We start from the raw sequence: 19,925 nt of genomic DNA on the forward strand, positions 1-19,925 counted from the left end.
AACCTTTTGACTACGAGATGGTAAAAATTAGGAACACCGGGATGATGAATCATCTTAACCCTCATTACATTGTCAGTAGCACAGACCTTCGCGTAAAAGTTCCTTTAAAAGAGCGAGTTCAATCACTTAATCCGCTATCAAAAAATGAACTAGTACCCTTTGCGAAAGCACTCTCCACGTTCAACATAGAGTTTATAATCCATCAACTTTTGCAAGTACAGTCTGGCTTGAGATTACGGGAAGCATGTACTTTCCCATTATGTTTAGCCTTGGAACTTGAGTTTTCCGATAAATCAGAAGTGAAAATTGGTCCAACGAATGGTGTAGCAACTAAATATGGAAAAGAAAGAAAAGTTGAAATATCTCCAAGCCTGAAGAATCTACTTGTGGGGTATGCAAAATCAAAAAGACGAAGGCTAAGACTCAAAAAGAACAATAGTTCATTTTTGCTGGTTTCGAAATCTGGTGATCCATTTAGTCCTAACAACGTTCAGCAATCGTTTAGAAGATTAAGGAAAGCTGTTGAGCGTGAAACGTCTTCGCTATTTTCTCATACCACTCATGACCTCAGAGCCACGTACTGTACGTACCGCCTTGCATCGCTTTTAAAGATAGGGATGCAAAAAGACGCAGTAACGCAAATGATGGCATGGATGGGACACAGTAGTGAAGCAACAACCTGGAAGTACGTCGACTTCTTGGAGCGTAAAAAAAACGTTAGAGAAGCAGCAAGTTTTCTAGATACCATTCTTGAAGAGTCACTATATGAGTCAATTTGAGCAAGATAAAAGCCTCATCATTAGTTTGAAAGTAGGGATAGCTCGGTATCAGCAATTCGACTTCAATAGATTTCGATACTTCAATGTGCCACTAAAAAAGGAACTAACTGGTGGTAAATATGCAAATAGAGACGAACTTGTTCGACGCTGGTTTACAGCTCTTCATGATGATCAAACCTACTCAGACAGGACGAAATTTGGCTACGTCAATGATCTTGTAAGGTATGTAAAATTTGTAGATTCATCGAATCTCGACTTGGAAACTCGCGAGTCCATAATTGCGTGGGAAAGGCATCAGGTCGAAAAAGTGAGGCTTGGCTCCTTGAATGTCAATACAGCTCGAAAAAGAACGAGTTCTATAAAATGCATGCTTACCATATTGGGGTTACCTTGTAAGGATTGGTTTTCTCCGAGAGGGCTTTTCAGACGCGAGCTGAACCCTACTGAGGGCTATTCAGACTTTGAACTCAAGTCCCTTTTAAAACCAATCTACTCAACGTTTAATAAGCTCTTTGAACAAATACTCAGCACTCCAGAACTGCACTTGTACACAGAGCCAAGAGTTGCAACTGCAGAAATTGCTTTCGGGCCCCGGAGAATAGAAGTTGCGGGGGCCATCACAAAATGTTTTTCACTTGGTTATTTCCTCATGTCTTATTTTACCTGGGGAAACATGACGTCCTTATTATCTATGAAAAAGTTTAAGGAAAGTAACTTCAACGAAGAACACATTTACTCACAAAGCGTTTTAAAAGCCAGAGCGAATAAGTACGTAACAATATCAATTGGAGAAAACAATCGTCAAAATGTACCAAAACATTCACTGCGATTCATAAAGAAGCTCTTAAAGTTAAGTCACACTATCGCGCCGAATAACGAGCATTTGTTTTTTATGGCTTGTAGGGGCAAGTTAAAGCCTCTTGAACCAAGTCATCTAAAACATACTAGTATTTGGCTCCAATCCACCTTTAATTTAGTTACGGATGACAACCTACCGCTCAGGCCTATGGCAAAGAGATTCAGGGCGACTGGCAGTGCTCGATACTTAGATTTAACAGGCGACTATGCTGGCGCTTCTATTTTATTAGGCAATACACCAAAGACTCTCCGTCAGCACTATACTACGGGTAATCCGATAGAAAATAAAAGGCAATTACAAGCTGCCACTCATACATTGGAAGCTGTTGCACGATGTTCTGACCTTGCCCAGGCGAAAAGCTATGCAAAATCGAAACTGGATGTTGAAGTACTTCCCTATGAGCAATTTCTTGCTAAGTATGGTGACTTAAATAAGCACTCTCAAAAGACAGCTCTTGGTTCTGGATGTATTTCTCCTTTCGGTAAACAAGCTAGTGTTTACAAACGAAAAATGAATTTAAGTCCAATGCACTTTGATGTTGATCACTTGGCTTGTGCCGATATCTTGAATTGCTTCGATTGCCCCAATCAGGTAATTATCGAAGAAGTTGAGGATATTTGGTGCTTAATGAGTTTTCGGGAAGTAATTGAGGAGTCAATTATCGACCATAAAAGTCATTCTCAGTTCGTTAGAAACTTTGCTTCACTGGTTGAAAAAATAGACTTGTGTATTTTTAGCGTTGACCCGAAGGTACGCCGTAAAGCAACTAAAAAGCTCAAACAGGAAGGTCGTCACCCCATTTGGCCTGAAGGTATAAATTACAACTTTTAGAGAGCACGATGCAAATACTTCTTAGTCTTCCTGGAAATGTAGTGAATGAAAACCTCGATGGTTTTCAAAAAGTACTTGAATCCTATAGTAAGTTGGACTTCAAGTATCTAGATAACGTGCCAGTGACTAAAGACCATGCGGGGACTACAGTTAGCTACTTTGGCGATGAAGAGTGGATTTTATCTGCTTACATAGATAGAAAGATAACCAACAAGGATAAAATCACTTTTTCAGAGATCAGTTCTTTTGAACTTGCTACAGAGTTGAAAATGATTTGTTTTTCTTGGCTTTACACTAATGCAGGCAGAGGGAACTCTTACCCACTGAAGCCATCAACAATTATCTTTCAGCACAGTAAGTTGCTACAAGTCTATAAGTTTTTGGAAAAAATGAAATGGGCTAGCATTTCCAAACTGTCGCATGCCGTTTTGTTTTATGAATTTTGTACATACTTAACATCTTTGCAATACAGTTATGGCAACACCGTCCAGATATTCAGCATGTTGAATAAAGTACAAAGGGCGGATCACATTCTTCCCATAGGCCTAGTAATCCCTACCGATCAAAGCACGAAAGCCTTAGCAATTGAATGCTGCGCGGTTGAAAAGACTAAACCAAATCAGTTTTACGCTATGCCTACAAGTATCATGGAGAAAATTTATTCGAGAGCAATCGATTATATTGAAAAACTCTATCCGTATAGAGTTTTGCTAAGTGAACTGATACGAGAGTTGCGCATAAATTACGAAGTAGGCAAAAAGGTTGTTGATCGCAAAATAAATGACGGGAGTTGGAAGTGGTTAACCCCAAATTCCGCAGACTATAGGGTAGAGGTAAATAAAGCTAAGCCTCAGAGCTACTCATCCATTATTGAGTTGTATCTTCAAGGGACGCCATTAGAAAAACATATTTTACCCTGGCGACAATTTGAGTCGTGGTTATCAAAAATCCAGGCCGCTTGTTATATCGTTTGCGCAGCATTTACAGGAATGCGACGCAGCGAACTGTACTCTTTGCATCCCGATAGTTTTAAGACTAGAACGTACAACGGTAAAATCATTCACACTGTACAATCATACCACCACAAGATGACACAAGGACGAGGACAACTATCTGAGTGGGTAACAACAACTATCGTAGGAGACGCCATCTCACTCGCTGAGGCATTGACGCAATATATGCGAGAACAACTGTTCAATCATCCAGACCCGATGAAAAACCACGAGGCGAGTTGTTTATGGCTTACTCAAACAAAGAAAAGTGAAGCTCCAAAGATCATCTATGAAGGGCATTTTCGCAACAAATTTAATGAGATAGCTAAAGAGGCAGGAGCAATTGTAGATGACGAGGCCCTTGAAGAATTTTACTTGATCAACCCAAACCAAAACTCTGTTTTATCTAATAAAAAAATTGCACTTGGATATATATGGCCCATTACTTCTCATCAATTTCGAAGAACTTTTGCCGTATTTGTAAGACGCCACAACCTCTGTTCCACGATAGCCGTTAAAGAACAGTTTAAACATTTGGATATACCAACCAGTGAGTGGTACGAAGAAGGCGGTGCGGCAGCAGTACTTAGAGGGATTAATACCGATAGCGAGCTGTCAGAATTGATAAAAAATGTTCGTAATGAAGTTATTACTGAAACTGTTTTTAAGTGGTACAACCGAAAAGATAAATTATTTGGCAAGCGCGGCCTTGAAATAATGAAAGATAGAGGGTCAATTCCAACAGAGCATAAAAGTTGGCAAGAAATTCACAATCACGTTAAAGCTGGCAGAATAGACTTTGTAGGAACGTTACACTCCTATTGCTTAGCAGGATATCAATGCCAAATGAGCAAGGTCGCCTCACCAGCAAATTGTTTTAAATGTGAAAATCAGTTAATAGATGAAGAACAAGCGAAGGGCTGGTCAATAAGACACCAACAATGTATCCAGCAGATAAAATACCTTAAGAGTATAGATTCTTTTTCTAGTTCTATTGAAAGCCATTACCTTTCACAAATTAAAGCAGCCGAGCGAGTCATGCACTTCTTTAACATTCCATTTTCTGAGTACAAACAAGACGGGGGAAGTGATGACTAAATCAGAAGTTACGAGAGCGAGGATTGAAGAGGCTCTAGACAGAATACTGAATAAAGCCACAACAATTGTCCCGTACTCCCAAAAGCTCTCGGTTAAAGCGGTTGAGGAGGAAGCAGGCCTAGGCAGCGGTTCAATATACTATTACGAAGATATTGTCGAAAAAATTTGGGCTTTAAAAAAACAAAGCTATTCAGTGAGTATGATACCCGAACACTCCTCAGACGCTCTTTCAAAACTGAGGTTACGACTCAAAAAAGAAATTAAATTGAAAAGAAAGTACAAGAGCGAAGTAGCTGAGCTTCGTGAAAGGCTATCCAATATGGCTAGCCAGCACAATTCTTTTGCATTAACCATCGAAGAGTACAAACAGAGAGTGGCAGAATTAGAGTACCAGTTAACAAATGAATAGCATGTCTAATTTATCTTGTATCGTCACATCGAAATCACTTGGTGTTCACACGCTTGTGTGGAGTAGGCAACATTTGATTTAACAAAATTGCTAGAAAGCTTGCGCAAATCTGACAGTTTCTCATTGCACATACTGCGCTCGCACTCTCATTGAAGCTCATTGGCATCCATTAGTGCGTAAGAACTTGTCTGTAAAAGCATACTAGGTTAATTGGTTGCAGATCCTGTGTTTTGGGAGATACTGGATGCAGCAAAGATAAAGCTTAAAAAAAATAATGGGCTGAACATCCATTGGACCAACGTTCTCATAGTATTTACACATTCGCGTTTTTATTGATGCGTATATTATTCCCTAGTCAAACTTAATTCGGCTTGTATCAAACGGCTAATTACTGTGAATTTTAATGGTGTGCGGTTTGAATAACGAGAAGGTGCAAATCCAAACAGCTGTTTAAACGTTTTACTCATATGAGGTAAGTCAGAAAAACCCGAAGCATGGGCAGCCTCAGTCAATGTTGCTGACTTACTCAGTTGTTCTATTGCGGCGCGCACACGCCACCAGACAATAAAACGACTAATAGGTATACCCACTTCTTGCTTAAAAAGATGTGTTAGACGACTTGGGGACAAGAAAACCTTCGATGATAAAAACGCCATATCGATTGCACAACCTCTCTGCGAAGCAATAATGTCGATGACCGCTCGTACCCGTTTATCCTCAGGGCGCGATGAAAGCGCAGGACTATAGACTAGCCCTACCGCTTTATTTACTGTTTTCCACACTTTGTCGATATCGACGTCAGTAAATAGATGCTGAGAAATGGATCCCAATTCTTTGCTAGTAAGCGGCAGAGTATTAATTCCATCACTCCTGGCTTGACGTAAGGCTTTGAGAAATTGTTGGTTTTGCCTATCTTCAGGCTCTAAATAGATGACTACAATCTGATTGTCCTGTGCCAAAATCTTGTGAGGGACATCTTCGAAAATCACAATACATTGTCCGGTGTGAATACTTTGTGCCTTGTAATCTTGAACCGAGATGTCTTTGTCTAAACCAATGCAAACTTGGACAGCATGATGTGCATGAACATCATTATCAGGACTGATTCCGATGTAAATCGCTTTGTAGGGCCACAAATGAATATGCATGGCTGACTCAGTATCAAAAGTTCAGGCTATTGATTTTTGCCTTATAAATCTATACGCATGAAGAATGTTAGCCGATAGATACACGTTGAGGCGAGTGCGCACAGTGAAACTGTGTGCTTCTTACACTTTTAAGTGTGTAAATAATTTAAAATGCCACAGTCCCTAATGGTTTTGTTTTGATCACACTTTGACGCCATATTTTCGAGTGATGACTTTAATGCGTTTAGCTCTTCAATGCGAATAATGACGTCTGATAAATGCTTAGCTATTAACGTATTGATATTTGAACAGCTCTGATCTGGCCTCGAACGACTGTCCATTAGCGTTTTTACTTCCATGATAGACATATCTAATGAACGACACTGTTTGATAAACAGGAGTTGTTCAATAGTCCCCTTGTCGTAGACACGATAATTTCCACTTGAGCGCTTAAGCTCAGGCAAGAGCCCCTTCTTTTCATAAAAACGAATGGTCTGAATACTACAACCTGTCGTCTTTGCGACATCACCAATTTTCATTTTTTTCTCCTAACCGTTGACTCTATACCAAGTATAGACTTTATACTCATACTATTCATCAGTAAAGAGTGTGTTTCTAATGAGCGGATGTGGGTGCGAAGTTGAAATAAAAGACCAGTCTCAACGACAGGTTTTGTATTGGCTTTTGGGAATAAACGCGACAATGTTTGTTATAGAAATGGGGATCGGGTTGCTTGCTGATTCAACCGCATTAATAGCCGATTCACTTGATATGCTCGCCGACGCAGTTGTCTATGGTGTTGCCCTTTATGCTATTGGTAAATCGCTATTGCACAAAGCCAATGCGGCTAGAATTAGCGGCTTTTTTCAGATGGCACTGGGTGTGTTGATTATCATTGATATTGTAAGACGGTCAATTTACGGTAGCGAACCTGTATCGGGACTAATGATGGCTATGGGGGCAGTTGCACTGGTTGCTAATGTCATTTGTCTTGTGATCATACGCAAACAAAGAAATGAAGAAGTGCATATGCGGGCAAGCTGGATATTTTCAGCCAACGATGTGATTGCCAACTTAGGTGTTATCTTTGCTGGCGTTTTGGTGTTTTGGCTCGATTCTCGATGGCCTGATCTGGTTATCGGTGTGATAGTTTCGTGCGTTGTGTTGCGCGGGGCAAAAATGATCCTCGAAGATGCTGGAAATGAAAGACAGCGAGCGCTTAATGCGCAAAGTTGATAAGAAAATGCCAATTTTTAATTGCACATCAAAACTGCGTAGGTTGGCATGGCTACTTATTACTTTGCTCATGTGTCAATCGGGCTTTTCGTTCGCCGCTCAATGCGATGACTACCCTGCGGAGGTATTGTCAGTCCCTGAACAATCAAAGTCGATAGGCACTTATGATGTTCCCGAAAAAAATGTAAATGCTGGTGATAATACGTCGAGTGAAGAGTCTAAGTGTTTCCATTGTGTGCTGTGTCAATGTGGACAGATTAAGTTTCTGGCACAACACCCAATAAATGACGTATCTAAACCGTTATATACCAATCAATACAGTTATTCCCGCAACGTCACTGACGGCCTAGTCGAAGGCCTTTTGCGCCCACCTCAACATTAATCCATTCCCTCCTATATGTTTGCATGGGTGCTTTCCATGTATGTCGTTATCTTATGAACAAAAGGTTCTTTTATGAGTTCTTCACGCCCATTGGGCATAAAAAAAGCTAGCTCAGCGTATCTGAAATTGATATCTGCTGCACTGGTAACCATGAGCATATCTGTTCAATCTGCCAATGCGCAAAAGTCTTCAATCACGCTTGAAAATGCGCTCAAACGCACATTATCAAACAACCCAGATTTAGTTGTGTTCGAATTTAAATCTTCGGCTTTGGATGGTGAATCAAAAATGGCCAGCTTACGACCTGAAATGTCTGTTGGGGTTGAAGTTGAAAATGTGTTGGGAACAGGCGAAGTGTCTGGTATCAAAGATGCCGAATTGACACTGACCTTATCGTCGGTCATCGAGCTTGGAGATAAAGTCAGCGGCCGAATGAATGTGGTGAGTTCAAAAAAAGCACAACTGCTTACACAACGGCGCATTCGTACGCTGGACATCTTGGGTGAAACAACTCGACGATATATCAATGTCATTGTCCAACAAGCGTTGCACAAGACTGAGCAACGAGCTGAAATGCTGGCTCGCACAATGCTTCAGACAGTCTCTACACGGGTTGAAGCGGGGGCTTCTTCACCACTTGAGAAAAAACGTGCAGAGTCAGCGTTGTCGCAGGCGCGTTTGTCGTTATTGATAAGTGAACAAAAACTCAATGAGTATAAACGCGACCTGGCCATCATGTGGGGTGACACTAACGCTGCGTTTGCGGAAGTTGAAGGGACACTGTTATCGTTTCCAAATTCACTATCACTTGAACATATGCTTTCACAGCTTCAAAGCAATCCACACGTTCTGCTTTATGCTGATAACTATCGGGTACAAGAGGCCAGATTGAGAGTGGTTCAGGCCAGTCAGCAGTTCGACATTGCGTGGGAAGCCGGTATCCGAAGAATGCAGGGAATTAATGACACAGCGTTAGTCGCCAGTATTTCGGTGCCGTTAAATACCAAGCAGCGGAATCTAGGAGAATACGAACAACAGCGCGCATTGCTTGACAGTATCGACTATCAAAAACAAGCGAAAATTCGTGAACTCACTCGCCAATTAAATCAAGTCATTAGCGCAAAAGACCAAGCCTTGCTCACTGTTACGACCCTTCAAGACAATGTCGTTCCCACATTGGAATCTGCATTGAAATTGGCGCGGGATGGCTATGAAAGTGGTCGCTACAACTATATAGAGTGGGTGACAACGCAACAGCAACTCATAGATATGCAACGAACACTGATAAAAGCCGCAGGCTTAGTCCACCTTCGAAGCGCAGATCTAGAGGCACTTACGGGAATTCCCGTGTTTTCTGACTCTCCCTCGACGTCTGCTCAATCATCAGAATTACTAGAGAAAAAATAATGAATACATCACAATTTACATTACTCACTAGCGCACGTTACTTGCTTGGCGTGTTAGCCATGCTACTTACTTTATTGTTTGCTACTGTCGCCCTGGCTGATGATGACGATGAGGAAGCCGAAGAAAGACCCGAGTACGTAGTATTATCTCAAGAACGGATGCTTAAACACGATATCGTGACTGCTTCAGCCGCGTCAGGATCATTATCGCTCACAACCAGAACGTTTGGGCGGATAGTTCATGATCCTGCGTCACTGAGTCATATTCGTGCCCGCTTCGACGGTGTTGTAAAACGTATCATGGTGAATATTGGAGATAAAGTAGAAAAAGGTGACACGCTGGCAATCATTGAGTCAAACGAGAGTTTAAATCAATACTCAATCACCTCACCGATGTCTGGAAAAATCATAGCTAGACACGCCAATGATGGTGAGCTCACCAACGGTCAAGTGCTGCTTTCTGTTGCTAATTACTCTCGCGCAATTGCTCAATTGGCTATTTTCCCCAAACAACGTACTCATATTGCCGCTGATATGGAAGTCACTTTAAGGCTTGAGGAATTGCAGCAACAATCAAGTATAAGCCACATTACGTCCTCACCGGATGACAAACCCTATTCTATCGCGTTTGTGAACGTTGATAATGGCAGTGGTTATTGGCCTTTAGGCGCTATGGTAGAGGGTTATATTCAGATTGGTTTCCAAGAAGTCAATCTGGCACTCCCCAAAAGTTCAATACAAGAGTTAGATGGGCAAACCATTGTTTTTGTCAAAGAAGGGGAACGATTTTACCCCCGCCAAGTAAAACTTGGGAACACGGACAACCGTTTAGTAGAGATTGTGAAGGGCGTTCAAATAGGCCAGCAAGTCGTTGTAGAAAATAGCTATCTACTAAAAGCTGATTTATTAAAAATGGAGGCGGGCGATGATGACTAATTACCTGCGAATTTATTGTCAAAAGCAAAGCCAAGTCCATAAAAACGGTGAGGTGAGAGCATGATTGCACGAATACTCCGTCTGTCGATTGAGCGCCGTGGTGTCATGATGTTGTTCGCCTTGTTTGTCGCCTTTTTTGGTATGTACAGTTACAAACAACTGCCGATTGATGCTGTGCCTGATATCACCAACGTGCAAGTGCAGATAAATACCGCAACCCCAGGTTACTCGCCTTTGGAGACTGAGCAACGCATAACGTTTATAGTTGAAACCTCGCTGGCCGGTTTGCCTAATTTATCGTATACCCGCTCGATATCACGCTATGGCTTGTCGCAAGTCACAGTCGTGTTTAAAGAGGGCACCGATTTATATTTCGCACGAAATCTCGTCAACGAGCGTCTCACCGCCATCGCGGCGCAATTGCCAACAGGGTTAACCCCTGAAATGGGCCCTATCGCCACAGGCTTGGGTGAAATTTACATGTACTCGTTAAGTGCTGAGCCTCAGGCGCGACAGGACAACGGTCAACCCTATGATGCTATGGCATTAAGGGAGATCCATGATTGGGTAGTTAAGCCCCAATTGTCGCTTGTTGAGGGGGTGACCGAGGTTTATGCGGTAGGCGGATTTGAAAAGCAATATCATGTGAATCCTAATCCAGTCGCAATGATAAACTTTGGGATAAGTACAGGTGACCTTCTCAGTGCGCTAGAACGCAACAATGCGAATCAAGGCGCTGGTTTTGTAGAACAAAATGGGCAACAAGTACTGATCAGATCGGAAGCCCAACTGAAGGGCATCGACGATATCGGCCAAGTGGTTGTTAAGATCATTGATGGCGTACCGGTAAAAATTCAAGACATCGCCCAAATCAACCTCGGTAAAGAGCTGCGCTCTGGAGCCGGCACGTTAAATGGCCAAGAAACAGTGATTGGCACGACAATGATGTTAGTGGGAGAAAACTCTCGTACGGTCGCCAAAGCTGTGGACAGTAAGCTCGAAACCATTAAAACAAGCTTACCCGAGGGCGTTATCCTTGAAGCGGTTTACGATAGAACAAGCCTCGTTGACAAAACCATCGACACAGTACAGAAAAACCTCGTCGAGGGCGCTTTACTTGTCATCGTTGTGCTATTCGTTTTGCTTGGGAATGTGCGAGCTGCACTTATTACAGCCGCTGTAATACCCCTGGCAATGCTTGCCACGATATCGGGTATGGTCAAAACCGATGTGTCTGCTAACTTAATGAGTTTAGGCGCACTGGATTTTGGCTTGATTGTCGATGGCGCAGTTATCATTGTTGAAAACTGTATCAGGCGATTATCCGAATCCCAGAAGCAAAACGGCGCAACTCTACCGCTCAAAGAAAGACTGAATGTTGTATATGAAGCCACTAATGAAGTCATACGTCCCAGTTTGTTTGGTGTATTGATCATTACCATTGTTTATATCCCCTTGTTCACGCTCACTGGCGTCGAAGGTAAAATGTTCCACCCCATGGCAGCGACCGTGATAATGGCTTTGCTTGCCGCAATGGTATTTTGTTTTACCGTAGTGCCTGCGGCGATAGCAATTTTCATGAGAGGTAAAATTAGCGAAAAAGAAAGCCCAATTATTAAAGGTGCAAAGGCAGTCTATCGTCCTGTTTTAACCGGAGCGCTGCGTTTTAGATGGCTAGTGGTAGTAGCAGCGAGTGCTTTGGTTGTCGGCAGTTTATGGATGGGCAGTAAATTAGGCTCCGAGTTTATTCCCCAGCTCAATGAAGGTGATATCTTAGTACAGGCAATACGGATCCCTGGGACAGGGGTAGAACAAGCAGTTGAAATGCAAAAAACTCTTGAAGCGAAACTTATGCAGTATGAGCAAGTACAGACGGTATTCGGTCGCACGGGTACGGGTGAGGTCGCCACCGACCCTATGCCACCAAACATTACAGATACTTATGTTATTTTAAAGCCTCGGGAGCAATGGCCCGATCCATCAATGACAAAAGCTGAGTTAGTGGAAACGTTTGAAGAGGACTTGTTTACTTTGCCCGGCAATAATTATGAATTTACGCAACCTATACAAATGCGTTTTAACGAATTGATTAGTGGCGTAAGGGCAGATTTGGGGATAAAGCTATTTGGGGATGACTTAGATACGCTCTTTGCATCTGCTTCTGACATTTTGACCGTTATTTCAACGATTGAAGGAGCTGATGACGCGAGGCTTGAGCAGGTAGAAGGCATTCCAATCTTCACCGTCACACCAAAGCCTGATCAATTGGCACGCTTTGGTTTGGATATAGCCGACTTGCAGTTATGGCTCAATGCTGCGACAGGTGGAGAAACCGCTGGAATGATTTTTGAAGGCGACAGACGCTTTGAGATTGTCGTGCGATATGGCGACGACATTCGAAATGAACTCACTCAGCTTGAGAGCGTTCCCATCGTCACGCCCTCTGGTGAGCATGTACCGATAAGCGAATTAGCCACACTGGCATTTAAAGAAGTACCTAGCCAAATAAGCCGGGAAAATGGCAAACGTAGTATTGTTGTCACAGCAAATGTGCGTGACAGAGATATTGGCACTTTTGTTGAAGAAGCTCAGGCGAGAATCAATGATGAAGTAGATTTACCTGCTGGTTATTGGCTCGACTATGGTGGAACCTTTGAGCAGCTCGAGAGTGCGAGTCAACGATTGACTATTGTGGTACCGGTTACGTTGTTTGTGATTTTGACAATGCTGGTAATTGCGTTTGGTTCTATACGCGATGCGTTGATTATCTTCACAGGTATCCCTTTGGCATTAACAGGCGGTGTAATGTCTCTTTGGTTAAGGGATATGCCTTTATCCATATCCGCGTCGGTAGGATTTATCGCGTTGTCTGGGATTGCCGTATTAAACGGATTGGTAATGCTGTCCTTCATCAAGCAACGTTTGCTAGAAACCGGAGAATTAGTGAATAGCATTGTTGAAGGGGCACTTATTCGCTTGCGTCCGGTATTAATGACAGCACTAGTGGCAAGCCTTGGATTTGTGCCCATGGCGCTCAATACGGGCATAGGTGCAGAGGTGCAACGGCCTTTGGCCACGGTGGTCATCGGCGGGATAATATCGTCAACCTTGCTAACACTGGTAGTGCTGCCTGTACTCTATCGACTCGTGCATAGTAAAGGGGATTAGTAGTGTTCTTGGGCATTTATTCGTAAATGCCCAAGTTTTACCTGAACGATTTTTAGGTACCTATTGACTCTTTATTAAGTATAGACTTTACAATCATATTCTTAACGTCATGTACGATAAGGATAGATATGGTTTCGCTTATTTTAATTAGTAGTTTTTTGGCGCTAGCCGTCCTCGGTAGAAGCTTTGTTCAATATAAGAGAAATGGTGATTTTGGTATAAGAGCAGCATCTATAAACGCACCATTAATAGAAATTGTACCAGGGGCTATATTCGTGGTTACGTTTTGCTTTGCATTTGGTCTAGTTCTTTTTGGTTACTTAGGACGTGCGCCCCTACTATTTGTTCCTTCAATTCCATTTCAGCTTCTCGGCTCCTTGATTGGCGCCTGCGGAATTGCTGTAACTTTGTTGTCTCAAATTCAAATGGGAGATTCATGGCGTATTGGCGTTGACCAGCAAGAAACGACTGCACTTATTACCCACGGGATTTACGCAAAGTCTCGCAACCCCATTTACTTTGGTATTTTTCTATTTTGGGCAGGGGTGTGTATAACGTTCCCACATTTGCTGCTTTGGGCATGTGCTTTTGTATGTTGGATTTGCATTGAAGTGATTGTTCGACAAATTGAAGAGCCTTATTTGAAGAAAGTGCATGGCGATGATTTTCTAAAATATAAGTCTGACACTAACCGATACATACCTAAGCTTTCACGCTTTAAGTTTTGACGCTTAAATAAGTAATGGCGCAGGCTGCTTTATATGCACAAACTAACGAACGGTATCTTTTAACGTCCATTTTTATGAACTGTCGTTATTCTTAAATAAAGTGAGCCGACTGATTATGTTTGCAAGCCCGTTCTCGATTAGCGTGAGTTCATTGTCAATTAAAGTGAGTCAGGCACCGGTCATATTCTCACTTAATGTGAGTCCAAAATGTACGATGTAATCAAGTCAGAGGGATTATGTTCGCGAGCCACTACACATAGTAATACCCGTTTTCCCTGAAAAACCATACTCTGTATTTTCATGGAACAGAATATGAAGTGTCCATAAAACGTACATTTCAGGGGCACCTTCAGACAAGCGAACGTTCCCCCCCACAGCACACACGAATACAGAGAATCGAGGTCGATAGGCCGTTGAGACTGCATCTAATAGCCACCTGTTCTATTGGTTCAAGATTGATGTGGCCTATATCTATATTGTGTAATTCTAGGGGAAAAACGATGACGATATTGTATGTCGTTACCTTCGGACTCCCAAAGACGACCCACTCCTTCCAAATATACAAAATCACCTTCTCGAGTGTCTTGTAAAAAGTTCCTTGTTGCTTCGCAATCACATAACTGAATGACCAATCTATCGTCAAAGTCTTTTGGGCATGAATTCTTTTCACATACTGATTTGATGGGGCTAAATAAAACATAAATCGCCTTAGGATCATCAAGGACACGTATTTTTTCTATTCGCAAAGCCCATCTAATTTCACGATCTATAAGAGAATCAACAACTAGGTTACCCATTTTCGCCCTATTGTTTATACCGTAATAGGACTCAAGAAAAACACCGTAATTATTTTCGGGACTATTACCCTCAAGATAGGCAAAGGTTGCACGCTCTTGATTTTGTTTTTTGAGACTATTTTTGTATTCGTCACTCAAGTCTCGATAGCTTTTTTCCCACATTTTAGAATACTGATTTATTGAATCTAATATGGGGTCTATATCGTTGCTAACATCTATCTTTGTAATTAGATTATTCGTTTCGCTTGATGCGCGTTTAGAGTTCTCGATCGTCTCATTGCCATTACTATTTCTGTATTTTGCATACTCGAAAGAAATAACATCTTTTATCAGTGGGAGAAAAACAATTGTGACTATAGCAATCACCCCGGCAACAGACTTTTTCTTATTCTCTTCAAACCATTTTGTTATTGATTCCATAATATATTCTAACTTCCTTCTTCCGAAGAGAATGCCTAACAGCTGATTACCGAGACTTAATAGTAACATCTGTTTCCCATGAAAAACTACATTCTGTCTTTAGATGGGAAAGAATACGAAATGTCCGTTTCACATACGCAACAGACTGTCAGAATTGATACCACCCTGTTATCAGATCTGTCAGTTCAAATGACGACCAATCGATCTTATGTTGTTAACACCAAGCGACTTTGTCGTATCTTAATTACCAAGCGATTCTGTCGTAATCGCTAATTACCAAGGGAAACTGTCGGTCACTTTTTTACATGTCTGGTAATGTTCTTTTTTTGAATATTTGAGGCATGTTGAGGATGATCGTGATGGATTCTAAAGCTCAACTCACCGTTGATATTATTGCTAAAGTGGTTGAAGGCAGGATAACAATTGTCAATGCTGCTAAGTTACTCAGCAAGTCTCGACGCACCATTGAACGCTATGTAAAGCAATATCAGCAAGTTGGTATTCAATTCGCTATTCATGGTAACAGTGGTAAAGCCCCACCCAACAAAACGCCGGTATCAATAAAAAAAGCGGTGCAGGCCTTAATCAAAGGAAAGTATTTTGATTTAAATTTGCTCCATCTTGCGGAAAAGCTAGAAACCGATGAACACATTGTCGTGAAACGAGAGACACTGTGTGGTTGGGCACATGATATTCATCATGTTAAACGAGCCAAACGAAGACGTAGCAATGCTCGAAAACGCAGAGAGCGCATGGAAGCACCGGGTCTAATGATGCAAATGGATGGCAGTCCACATCTCTGGTTTGGGGATAAAAAGCACTGTTTAATTGCCATGATTGATGATGCAACCAGTGAAGTCTACGCCGAGTTCTTTCCCTCAGAAACGACGGTTGGTTGTTTGAAAGTGATGCGAGATTGTATTGAAACCAAAGGCGTGTTCAAAACGCTTTATGTCGATAGAGCCGGTATCTTCGGCGGCCCTAAACGCTGCAACTTCTCACAGATGCAGAGGGCTTGCGAAGAGCTAGGGATTGAAATCATCTTTGCCAATTCACCACAAGGCAAAGGCCGTATCGAGCGAGCATTCGATACCTTCCAAGACCGTATTGTTCCCGAGCTTAGGTTGAACAATATCAATGATATTGCTGCCGCCAATGCCTACCTTAAACACGTCTTTATTCCGCAGTTCTGGCAAACCAAAATTCAAGTTAAATCAAAGCAAGCACCTGAATTTACGCCTCTGTCGAAACACATCAACCTTGATAATATATGCGTCATTAAAGATCACCGCAAAATACGTAATGACCATACCTTCAGTTATGGCAACAAGTTCTACCTAATAGATTCACCGCTCAAGCACTCCATTGCCAATCAGAAAATCGAGATAAGGAACACGAGTGAAAAAGAGTTTACCGCTCACTTCGCTGGAAGAGAAATTGCCGTTTCTGAAGTCAATTAGCCTTGTAAATTAGCAATTGAAGATTTAGAGGTTCAAAAGAAACTAGAGGTGTTGGCCTTAGTTGAGAAACTCGGTAACGTCTCTAAAGCATCGCGCCAAAGTGGCGTGTCACGTGACACGATATATCGTCACTTAAGACTTGTTAAGCAAGGTGGCCCTGAAGCATTAAAACGCCAAGAAACACCTAATCTACGGCACAAAAACTGTGTGGATATTGGAATCGAGAAAGCGGTAATCGAGTTCTCTCTTAAACATCCTCACCTTGGTCAGCAGAAGGTGGCACATAAGCTAACAGAAGCATTAGGCATTGATGTTAGCCCAAATGGCGTGCGCAGTATTTGGTTGAGGAATGATATGAATACAACCGCACTGAGAATTGAGAGATCACTAGCTTTGTATGAATCAGCATAATAAATAGCCAGTTGTTTAACTGACTACTTTTTAATTACAACAACTGTTGCCCTCTTGAATTGGCGGGCACTTCACTGTTCCATATGAGCAATAAACGCAGCAGTCGCCGCTCAAAGGCTTTAGCAGTGATTTACATTTAGTGCATTCATAAAAAAATTGGCATGCAGTGGTTGGCATTTCTTCTTGCTGGCTGTAATCGCAATGTGGGCAAGTAATCGTCGATGAGAGTTCTATTTTCGCCATAGTCTAGTGTTCCTCTGAGGGTTTCAATATCGTTCAACTAGCGACGGCCTTACGACTTCACTAGTGAAGGATAACCAGCATTCTTTGTAGCCTTTATTAGTGCATCAGGATTTGTTATTTCATCGTCAAATGTTACAACAGCAAGTTTATTTTCAAATGTCACTTCCACTTGTTTAACGCCTTTAACGCGCTCAAGTGCTTTTTCTACTGTTATCGGGCACGTTACACAATCCATAGACGGAACTTCTAACGTAACAGTTGCATCTTTTGCAAACGTCGCCGTGCCGCTTATCAACAATAAAGTTGTAATCAATAACTTCTTCATTTTTCTCTCCAATTAGAGTTAAGTGGTAGCACCTACACGACCCATATGATCCAGTAGTTGCTGGTAACAAAAACAAACGCCAACAGTGTGGTAAACCAAAATACTGCTTTTCGTCGTGTTCTTACCTTTGGGACTGCACAGGCCTCGTCATCCGCACAGTTTTCAACAGGCTGATGTATCTTCCACCCAGCAAAGCCAAATAAAACTACAACCACGAATATAAAAATAGGACGATAAGGGTCTAAAAGTGTTAAATGACTAATCCATGAACCACTTATACCCAATAAAAGTAGAACAAGAGGCCCAGCACAGCAGGCACTTGCACCGATTGCTGCGGCAAGCCCGCCTAAGATTGATAGTTGACTACTTTTTGCCATATTTAGGTTTATTACACTATTCTTTTAAGCATAGTATAAACTCCGTATATGGGTACGGAGTCAAGTGATGAGTCATTTTACGGTTGAAGTGACTGAATGATTGGGCAATCTTTATCACTTGGATTAGTTTTACAGTCTGAAATGAGCGAGACAAGACTGTCTTTAAGGTTAAGCAAATCTCTTAACTTATCTTCAATTACTGCAAGCTTTTGTTCTGCGAGTTGCTGAACATCTTCACAATTACCACCACTTAATCTTAATAATGATGATATTTCCGCCAACGTAAAACCTAAATACTTTGCACGCTTTATGAACAATACTCTTGAAAGTGCTTGTTCTGTATATTGCCTGTAACCCTGCATTGGTTTGATGGGTTGTTTAAGTAAGCCTTTGCGTTCATAGAAACGAATGGTCTCTACACCAACATTTGCCTCTTTTGCAAGTTTACTGATTGTATACATTGGCTACCTTTAATATTCTGGTTAATTCAATAATATACAAAACGTCTAATTAACTCATGCTTCAAAGGAAATATTTGCATATTTATTGAAGTGGATAATACTAACTGTTACCTTAAATACGACAAAATCGCTCGGTAATTAGACCGACACAATCCCTTGGTATTCACACCAATCGATCTTATGTTTTTGTCTCACCGAAACTTCTTCTATAAAGGCTATATAGCTCATCAACTATGGGCTGCATCTCAAACCGTAAGCCTAAAGACTCAAAAGTTCCTGAGTCTGTGAAAAGTGCTCTGAAGAAATGATATGGAACATTATCTCTCACCATTTCTGGCCCTACATAAGCGGGGAAAATTCTACCAACGATTGGTTTTGACCAGAGGTACTTGTCTATATTTTCATCCAAGTGTTCAAGATGGTTCCGAAGGTCTTTATTCTTGAGCACACTGTTATTTGAGACATCAAAAACTTTTCTTAGATTTTGTGCTCTTTTCCTATGGATCTTATGCTGCCCTTTGTTTGTTTCCCAAAAATACTTCGCCAAGTTTGCCGTGTGAACAAGCATATTTTGCACTGCATCAAGAATTGCATCTGTAGCAACAGACAACTTTTCTTCCGTATCCGCCTCTCCTAAAATATTGGTAACAGATTCAACAGAATATATTGCGGACTCCAAGTTAAATCTAATTGCTTGACTGTAAAATGATAAGTGCGGAGGTTGAATCCCGTCATATAAGTCGATGTATTCTTTTTTATCTTCCATTAATGTCTTCACATAAAACAGTTTTCACGCACAGTTTCGTAGATGAGGTGATGCCACAATCGCCAAACTCCGAGCTCAATGTTACATCTGGAACTTGATACTAAGTGCTGTCGTTATTTTCTAATCTAAACACTTAATAGCAGTTTTATTAAGCGCTTTATTGAGTGTGGGGCGGCTTACCCCAAAATGTTCTGCTATTTCGGCCTTAGTCACATCAGGATCGAGTAACATCGCATGCGCTTTTCTTATGTCTGAAGGGGTCAGTTTGGCTTTGCGCCCGCCTTTTCGGCCCCTGGCCCTGGCAGCCGCAAGCCCAGCCTTGGTTCGCTCGGAAATTATGCGCCTTTCAAAATGCGCGATTGAACCAATCATATGAAAAGCCAACTCACCCACTGCCGTCGTGGTATCAATGCTCTCATTCAAACTAATAAACTGAACACCTTGCTGTTTAAATTCATCAAGTAGCTCAATTAAATCTTTCAAGCTTCGACCCAAGCGATCGAGTCGTTGAACAACAACCACGTCACCGGCACGAAGAGAGTCGGTCATTCGTTCTAGTTCAGGTCTTGGGCGAGACTTACCACTACCTTTTTCTTGGTAGATTCTTTCGCATCCAGCTTCTTGTAATGCATCTAGCTGAGCACTGTCGGATTGTTCGTCCGTACTGACTCGCGCATAACCGATTTTCATTCTGTAATTCAAAAAAAGGTAGGT

At 41.8% G+C, this 19,925-nt stretch carries 19 protein-coding genes and 1 pseudogene; 11 read left to right on the top strand and 9 right to left on the bottom strand.

The genetic code is table 11. From position 1 onward, the window contains the following. The 4 genes from ACFI6L_RS04620 to ACFI6L_RS04635 form a co-directional block, all read left to right on the top strand. The coding region (locus ACFI6L_RS04620; protein WP_462573515.1) for a tyrosine-type recombinase/integrase at positions 1-779 on the top strand (779 nt) is incomplete at its 5' end. Then, positions 766-2,469 (top strand): hypothetical protein, encoded by a 1,704-nt coding sequence (locus ACFI6L_RS04625; RefSeq protein WP_462573516.1) that lies wholly within the window; start codon positions 766-768, stop codon positions 2,467-2,469. The genes ACFI6L_RS04620 and ACFI6L_RS04625, both read left to right, overlap by 14 nt. Before the next feature lie 41 nt (positions 2,470-2,510). Beyond that, positions 2,511-4,559 (top strand): integrase, encoded by a 2,049-nt coding sequence (locus ACFI6L_RS04630; RefSeq protein WP_239247440.1) that lies wholly within the window; start codon positions 2,511-2,513, stop codon positions 4,557-4,559. Next, a complete protein-coding gene (locus ACFI6L_RS04635; RefSeq protein WP_236547131.1) occupies positions 4,552-4,968 on the top strand; it encodes a hypothetical protein in 417 nt (138 codons plus the stop codon). Before ACFI6L_RS04630 ends, ACFI6L_RS04635 begins: the two co-directional genes overlap by 8 nt. A gap of 344 nt (positions 4,969-5,312) precedes the next feature. On the opposite strand, the gene ACFI6L_RS04640 is transcribed toward ACFI6L_RS04635, so the two are convergent. Together ACFI6L_RS04640 and cadR are read right to left on the bottom strand one after the other, a co-directional pair. Continuing rightward, positions 5,313-6,116 (bottom strand): helix-turn-helix transcriptional regulator, encoded by an 804-nt coding sequence (locus ACFI6L_RS04640; RefSeq protein ID WP_462573517.1) that lies wholly within the window; start codon positions 6,114-6,116, stop codon positions 5,313-5,315. 128 nt (positions 6,117-6,244) lie between these two features. Continuing rightward, positions 6,245-6,634 (bottom strand): Cd(II)/Pb(II)-responsive transcriptional regulator, encoded by a 390-nt coding sequence (gene cadR, locus ACFI6L_RS04645; RefSeq protein WP_105937005.1) that lies wholly within the window; start codon positions 6,632-6,634, stop codon positions 6,245-6,247. 79 nt (positions 6,635-6,713) lie between these two features. Here cadR and ACFI6L_RS04650 point away from each other — a divergent pair, with 79 nt between their 5' ends. The 6 genes from ACFI6L_RS04650 to ACFI6L_RS04675 all read left to right on the top strand — a co-directional run bounded on the left by ACFI6L_RS04650 (position 6,714) and on the right by ACFI6L_RS04675 (position 13,951). Continuing rightward, complete coding sequence (locus ACFI6L_RS04650; protein WP_015065928.1) at positions 6,714-7,331, top strand: cation efflux transmembrane domain-containing protein; 618 nt, start codon at positions 6,714-6,716, stop codon at positions 7,329-7,331. Further along, positions 7,318-7,713, top strand: coding sequence for a hypothetical protein (locus tag ACFI6L_RS04655; RefSeq protein WP_462573519.1), 396 nt, complete (start codon positions 7,318-7,320; stop codon positions 7,711-7,713). Before ACFI6L_RS04650 ends, ACFI6L_RS04655 begins: the two co-directional genes overlap by 14 nt. A gap of 72 nt (positions 7,714-7,785) precedes the next feature. Then, entirely contained in the window at positions 7,786-9,120 is a 1,335-nt protein-coding gene (locus ACFI6L_RS04660) for a TolC family protein (protein ID WP_029937684.1), read from the top strand. Then, positions 9,120-10,055, top strand: coding sequence for an efflux RND transporter periplasmic adaptor subunit (locus tag ACFI6L_RS04665; RefSeq protein WP_061093929.1), 936 nt, complete (start codon positions 9,120-9,122; stop codon positions 10,053-10,055). The genes ACFI6L_RS04660 and ACFI6L_RS04665 overlap by 1 nt, the downstream gene beginning before the upstream one ends. Positions 10,056-10,115: 60 nt before the next feature. Next, a complete protein-coding gene (locus tag ACFI6L_RS04670) occupies positions 10,116-13,223 on the top strand; it encodes an efflux RND transporter permease subunit (RefSeq protein WP_377947218.1) in 3,108 nt (1,035 codons plus the stop codon). Between the two features lie 128 nt (positions 13,224-13,351). Next, positions 13,352-13,951, top strand: a complete 600-nt coding sequence (locus tag ACFI6L_RS04675) for a methyltransferase family protein (protein ID WP_004588581.1) — start codon at positions 13,352-13,354, stop codon at positions 13,949-13,951. A 449-nt stretch (positions 13,952-14,400) separates the two neighbouring features. Here ACFI6L_RS04675 and ACFI6L_RS04680 read toward each other — a convergent pair whose 3' ends face one another. Beyond that, complete coding sequence (locus ACFI6L_RS04680) at positions 14,401-15,168, bottom strand: hypothetical protein (RefSeq protein ID WP_462573520.1); 768 nt, start codon at positions 15,166-15,168, stop codon at positions 14,401-14,403. A 350-nt stretch (positions 15,169-15,518) separates the two neighbouring features. On the opposite strand from ACFI6L_RS04680, the pseudogene ACFI6L_RS04685 reads away from it, so the two are divergent. Further along, positions 15,519-17,039 (top strand): annotated as a pseudogene (locus tag ACFI6L_RS04685) (ISNCY family transposase). A gap of 30 nt (positions 17,040-17,069) precedes the next feature. On the opposite strand, the gene ACFI6L_RS04690 reads toward ACFI6L_RS04685, so the two are convergent. The 6 genes from ACFI6L_RS04690 to ACFI6L_RS04715 all read right to left on the bottom strand — a co-directional run bounded on the left by ACFI6L_RS04690 (position 17,070) and on the right by ACFI6L_RS04715 (position 19,901). Next, positions 17,070-17,282, bottom strand: coding sequence for a GDCCVxC domain-containing (seleno)protein (locus ACFI6L_RS04690; RefSeq protein WP_081502319.1), 213 nt, complete (start codon positions 17,280-17,282; stop codon positions 17,070-17,072). 49 nt (positions 17,283-17,331) lie between these two features. Beyond that, a complete protein-coding gene (gene merP / locus ACFI6L_RS04695) occupies positions 17,332-17,607 on the bottom strand; it encodes a mercury resistance system periplasmic binding protein MerP (RefSeq protein ID WP_462573521.1) in 276 nt (91 codons plus the stop codon). A 32-nt stretch (positions 17,608-17,639) separates the two neighbouring features. Continuing rightward, positions 17,640-17,984, bottom strand: coding sequence for a mercuric transporter MerT family protein (locus ACFI6L_RS04700; protein ID WP_014951207.1), 345 nt, complete (start codon positions 17,982-17,984; stop codon positions 17,640-17,642). Positions 17,985-18,061: 77 nt separating this feature from the next. After that, a complete protein-coding gene (locus ACFI6L_RS04705) occupies positions 18,062-18,445 on the bottom strand; it encodes a MerR family transcriptional regulator (protein ID WP_462573522.1) in 384 nt (127 codons plus the stop codon). A gap of 178 nt (positions 18,446-18,623) precedes the next feature. Next, on the bottom strand, positions 18,624-19,211 hold the full coding sequence (locus tag ACFI6L_RS04710) for a hypothetical protein (protein WP_462573524.1): 588 nt from the start codon (positions 19,209-19,211) through the stop codon (positions 18,624-18,626). 120 nt (positions 19,212-19,331) lie between these two features. Next, on the bottom strand, positions 19,332-19,901 hold the full coding sequence (locus ACFI6L_RS04715; protein ID WP_117318164.1) for a recombinase family protein: 570 nt from the start codon (positions 19,899-19,901) through the stop codon (positions 19,332-19,334). Between the last annotated feature and the right edge of the window lie 24 nt (positions 19,902-19,925).

Source organism: Alteromonas sp. G4i35, from assembly GCF_054960375.1.

Excerpts from the sequence above, each read along its gene's own strand:
- ACFI6L_RS04680 (WP_462573520.1), bottom strand. The coding sequence starts at position 15,168 with ATGGAATCAATAACAAAATGGTTTGAAGAGAATAAGAAAAAGTCTGTT.
- ACFI6L_RS04700 (WP_014951207.1), bottom strand. The coding sequence starts at position 17,984 with ATGGCAAAAAGTAGTCAACTATCAATCTTAGGCGGGCTTGCCGCAGCA.
- ACFI6L_RS04705 (WP_462573522.1), bottom strand. The coding sequence starts at position 18,445 with ATGTATACAATCAGTAAACTTGCAAAAGAGGCAAATGTTGGTGTAGAG.
- ACFI6L_RS04625 (WP_462573516.1), top strand. The coding sequence starts at position 766 with ATGAGTCAATTTGAGCAAGATAAAAGCCTCATCATTAGTTTGAAAGTA.
- ACFI6L_RS04660 (WP_029937684.1), top strand. The coding sequence starts at position 7,786 with ATGAGTTCTTCACGCCCATTGGGCATAAAAAAAGCTAGCTCAGCGTAT.
- merP (WP_462573521.1), bottom strand. The coding sequence starts at position 17,607 with ATGAAGAAGTTATTGATTACAACTTTATTGTTGATAAGCGGCACGGCG.
- ACFI6L_RS04640 (WP_462573517.1), bottom strand. The coding sequence starts at position 6,116 with ATGCATATTCATTTGTGGCCCTACAAAGCGATTTACATCGGAATCAGT.
- ACFI6L_RS04670 (WP_377947218.1), top strand. The coding sequence starts at position 10,116 with ATGATTGCACGAATACTCCGTCTGTCGATTGAGCGCCGTGGTGTCATG.
- ACFI6L_RS04635 (WP_236547131.1), top strand. The coding sequence starts at position 4,552 with ATGACTAAATCAGAAGTTACGAGAGCGAGGATTGAAGAGGCTCTAGAC.
- ACFI6L_RS04715 (WP_117318164.1), bottom strand. The coding sequence starts at position 19,901 with ATGAAAATCGGTTATGCGCGAGTCAGTACGGACGAACAATCCGACAGT.
- ACFI6L_RS04710 (WP_462573524.1), bottom strand. The coding sequence starts at position 19,211 with ATGGAAGATAAAAAAGAATACATCGACTTATATGACGGGATTCAACCT.
- ACFI6L_RS04675 (WP_004588581.1), top strand. The coding sequence starts at position 13,352 with ATGGTTTCGCTTATTTTAATTAGTAGTTTTTTGGCGCTAGCCGTCCTC.
- ACFI6L_RS04655 (WP_462573519.1), top strand. The coding sequence starts at position 7,318 with ATGCGCAAAGTTGATAAGAAAATGCCAATTTTTAATTGCACATCAAAA.
- ACFI6L_RS04665 (WP_061093929.1), top strand. The coding sequence starts at position 9,120 with ATGAATACATCACAATTTACATTACTCACTAGCGCACGTTACTTGCTT.
- ACFI6L_RS04690 (WP_081502319.1), bottom strand. The coding sequence starts at position 17,282 with ATGGCGAAAATAGAACTCTCATCGACGATTACTTGCCCACATTGCGAT.
- cadR (WP_105937005.1), bottom strand. The coding sequence starts at position 6,634 with ATGAAAATTGGTGATGTCGCAAAGACGACAGGTTGTAGTATTCAGACC.
- ACFI6L_RS04650 (WP_015065928.1), top strand. The coding sequence starts at position 6,714 with ATGAGCGGATGTGGGTGCGAAGTTGAAATAAAAGACCAGTCTCAACGA.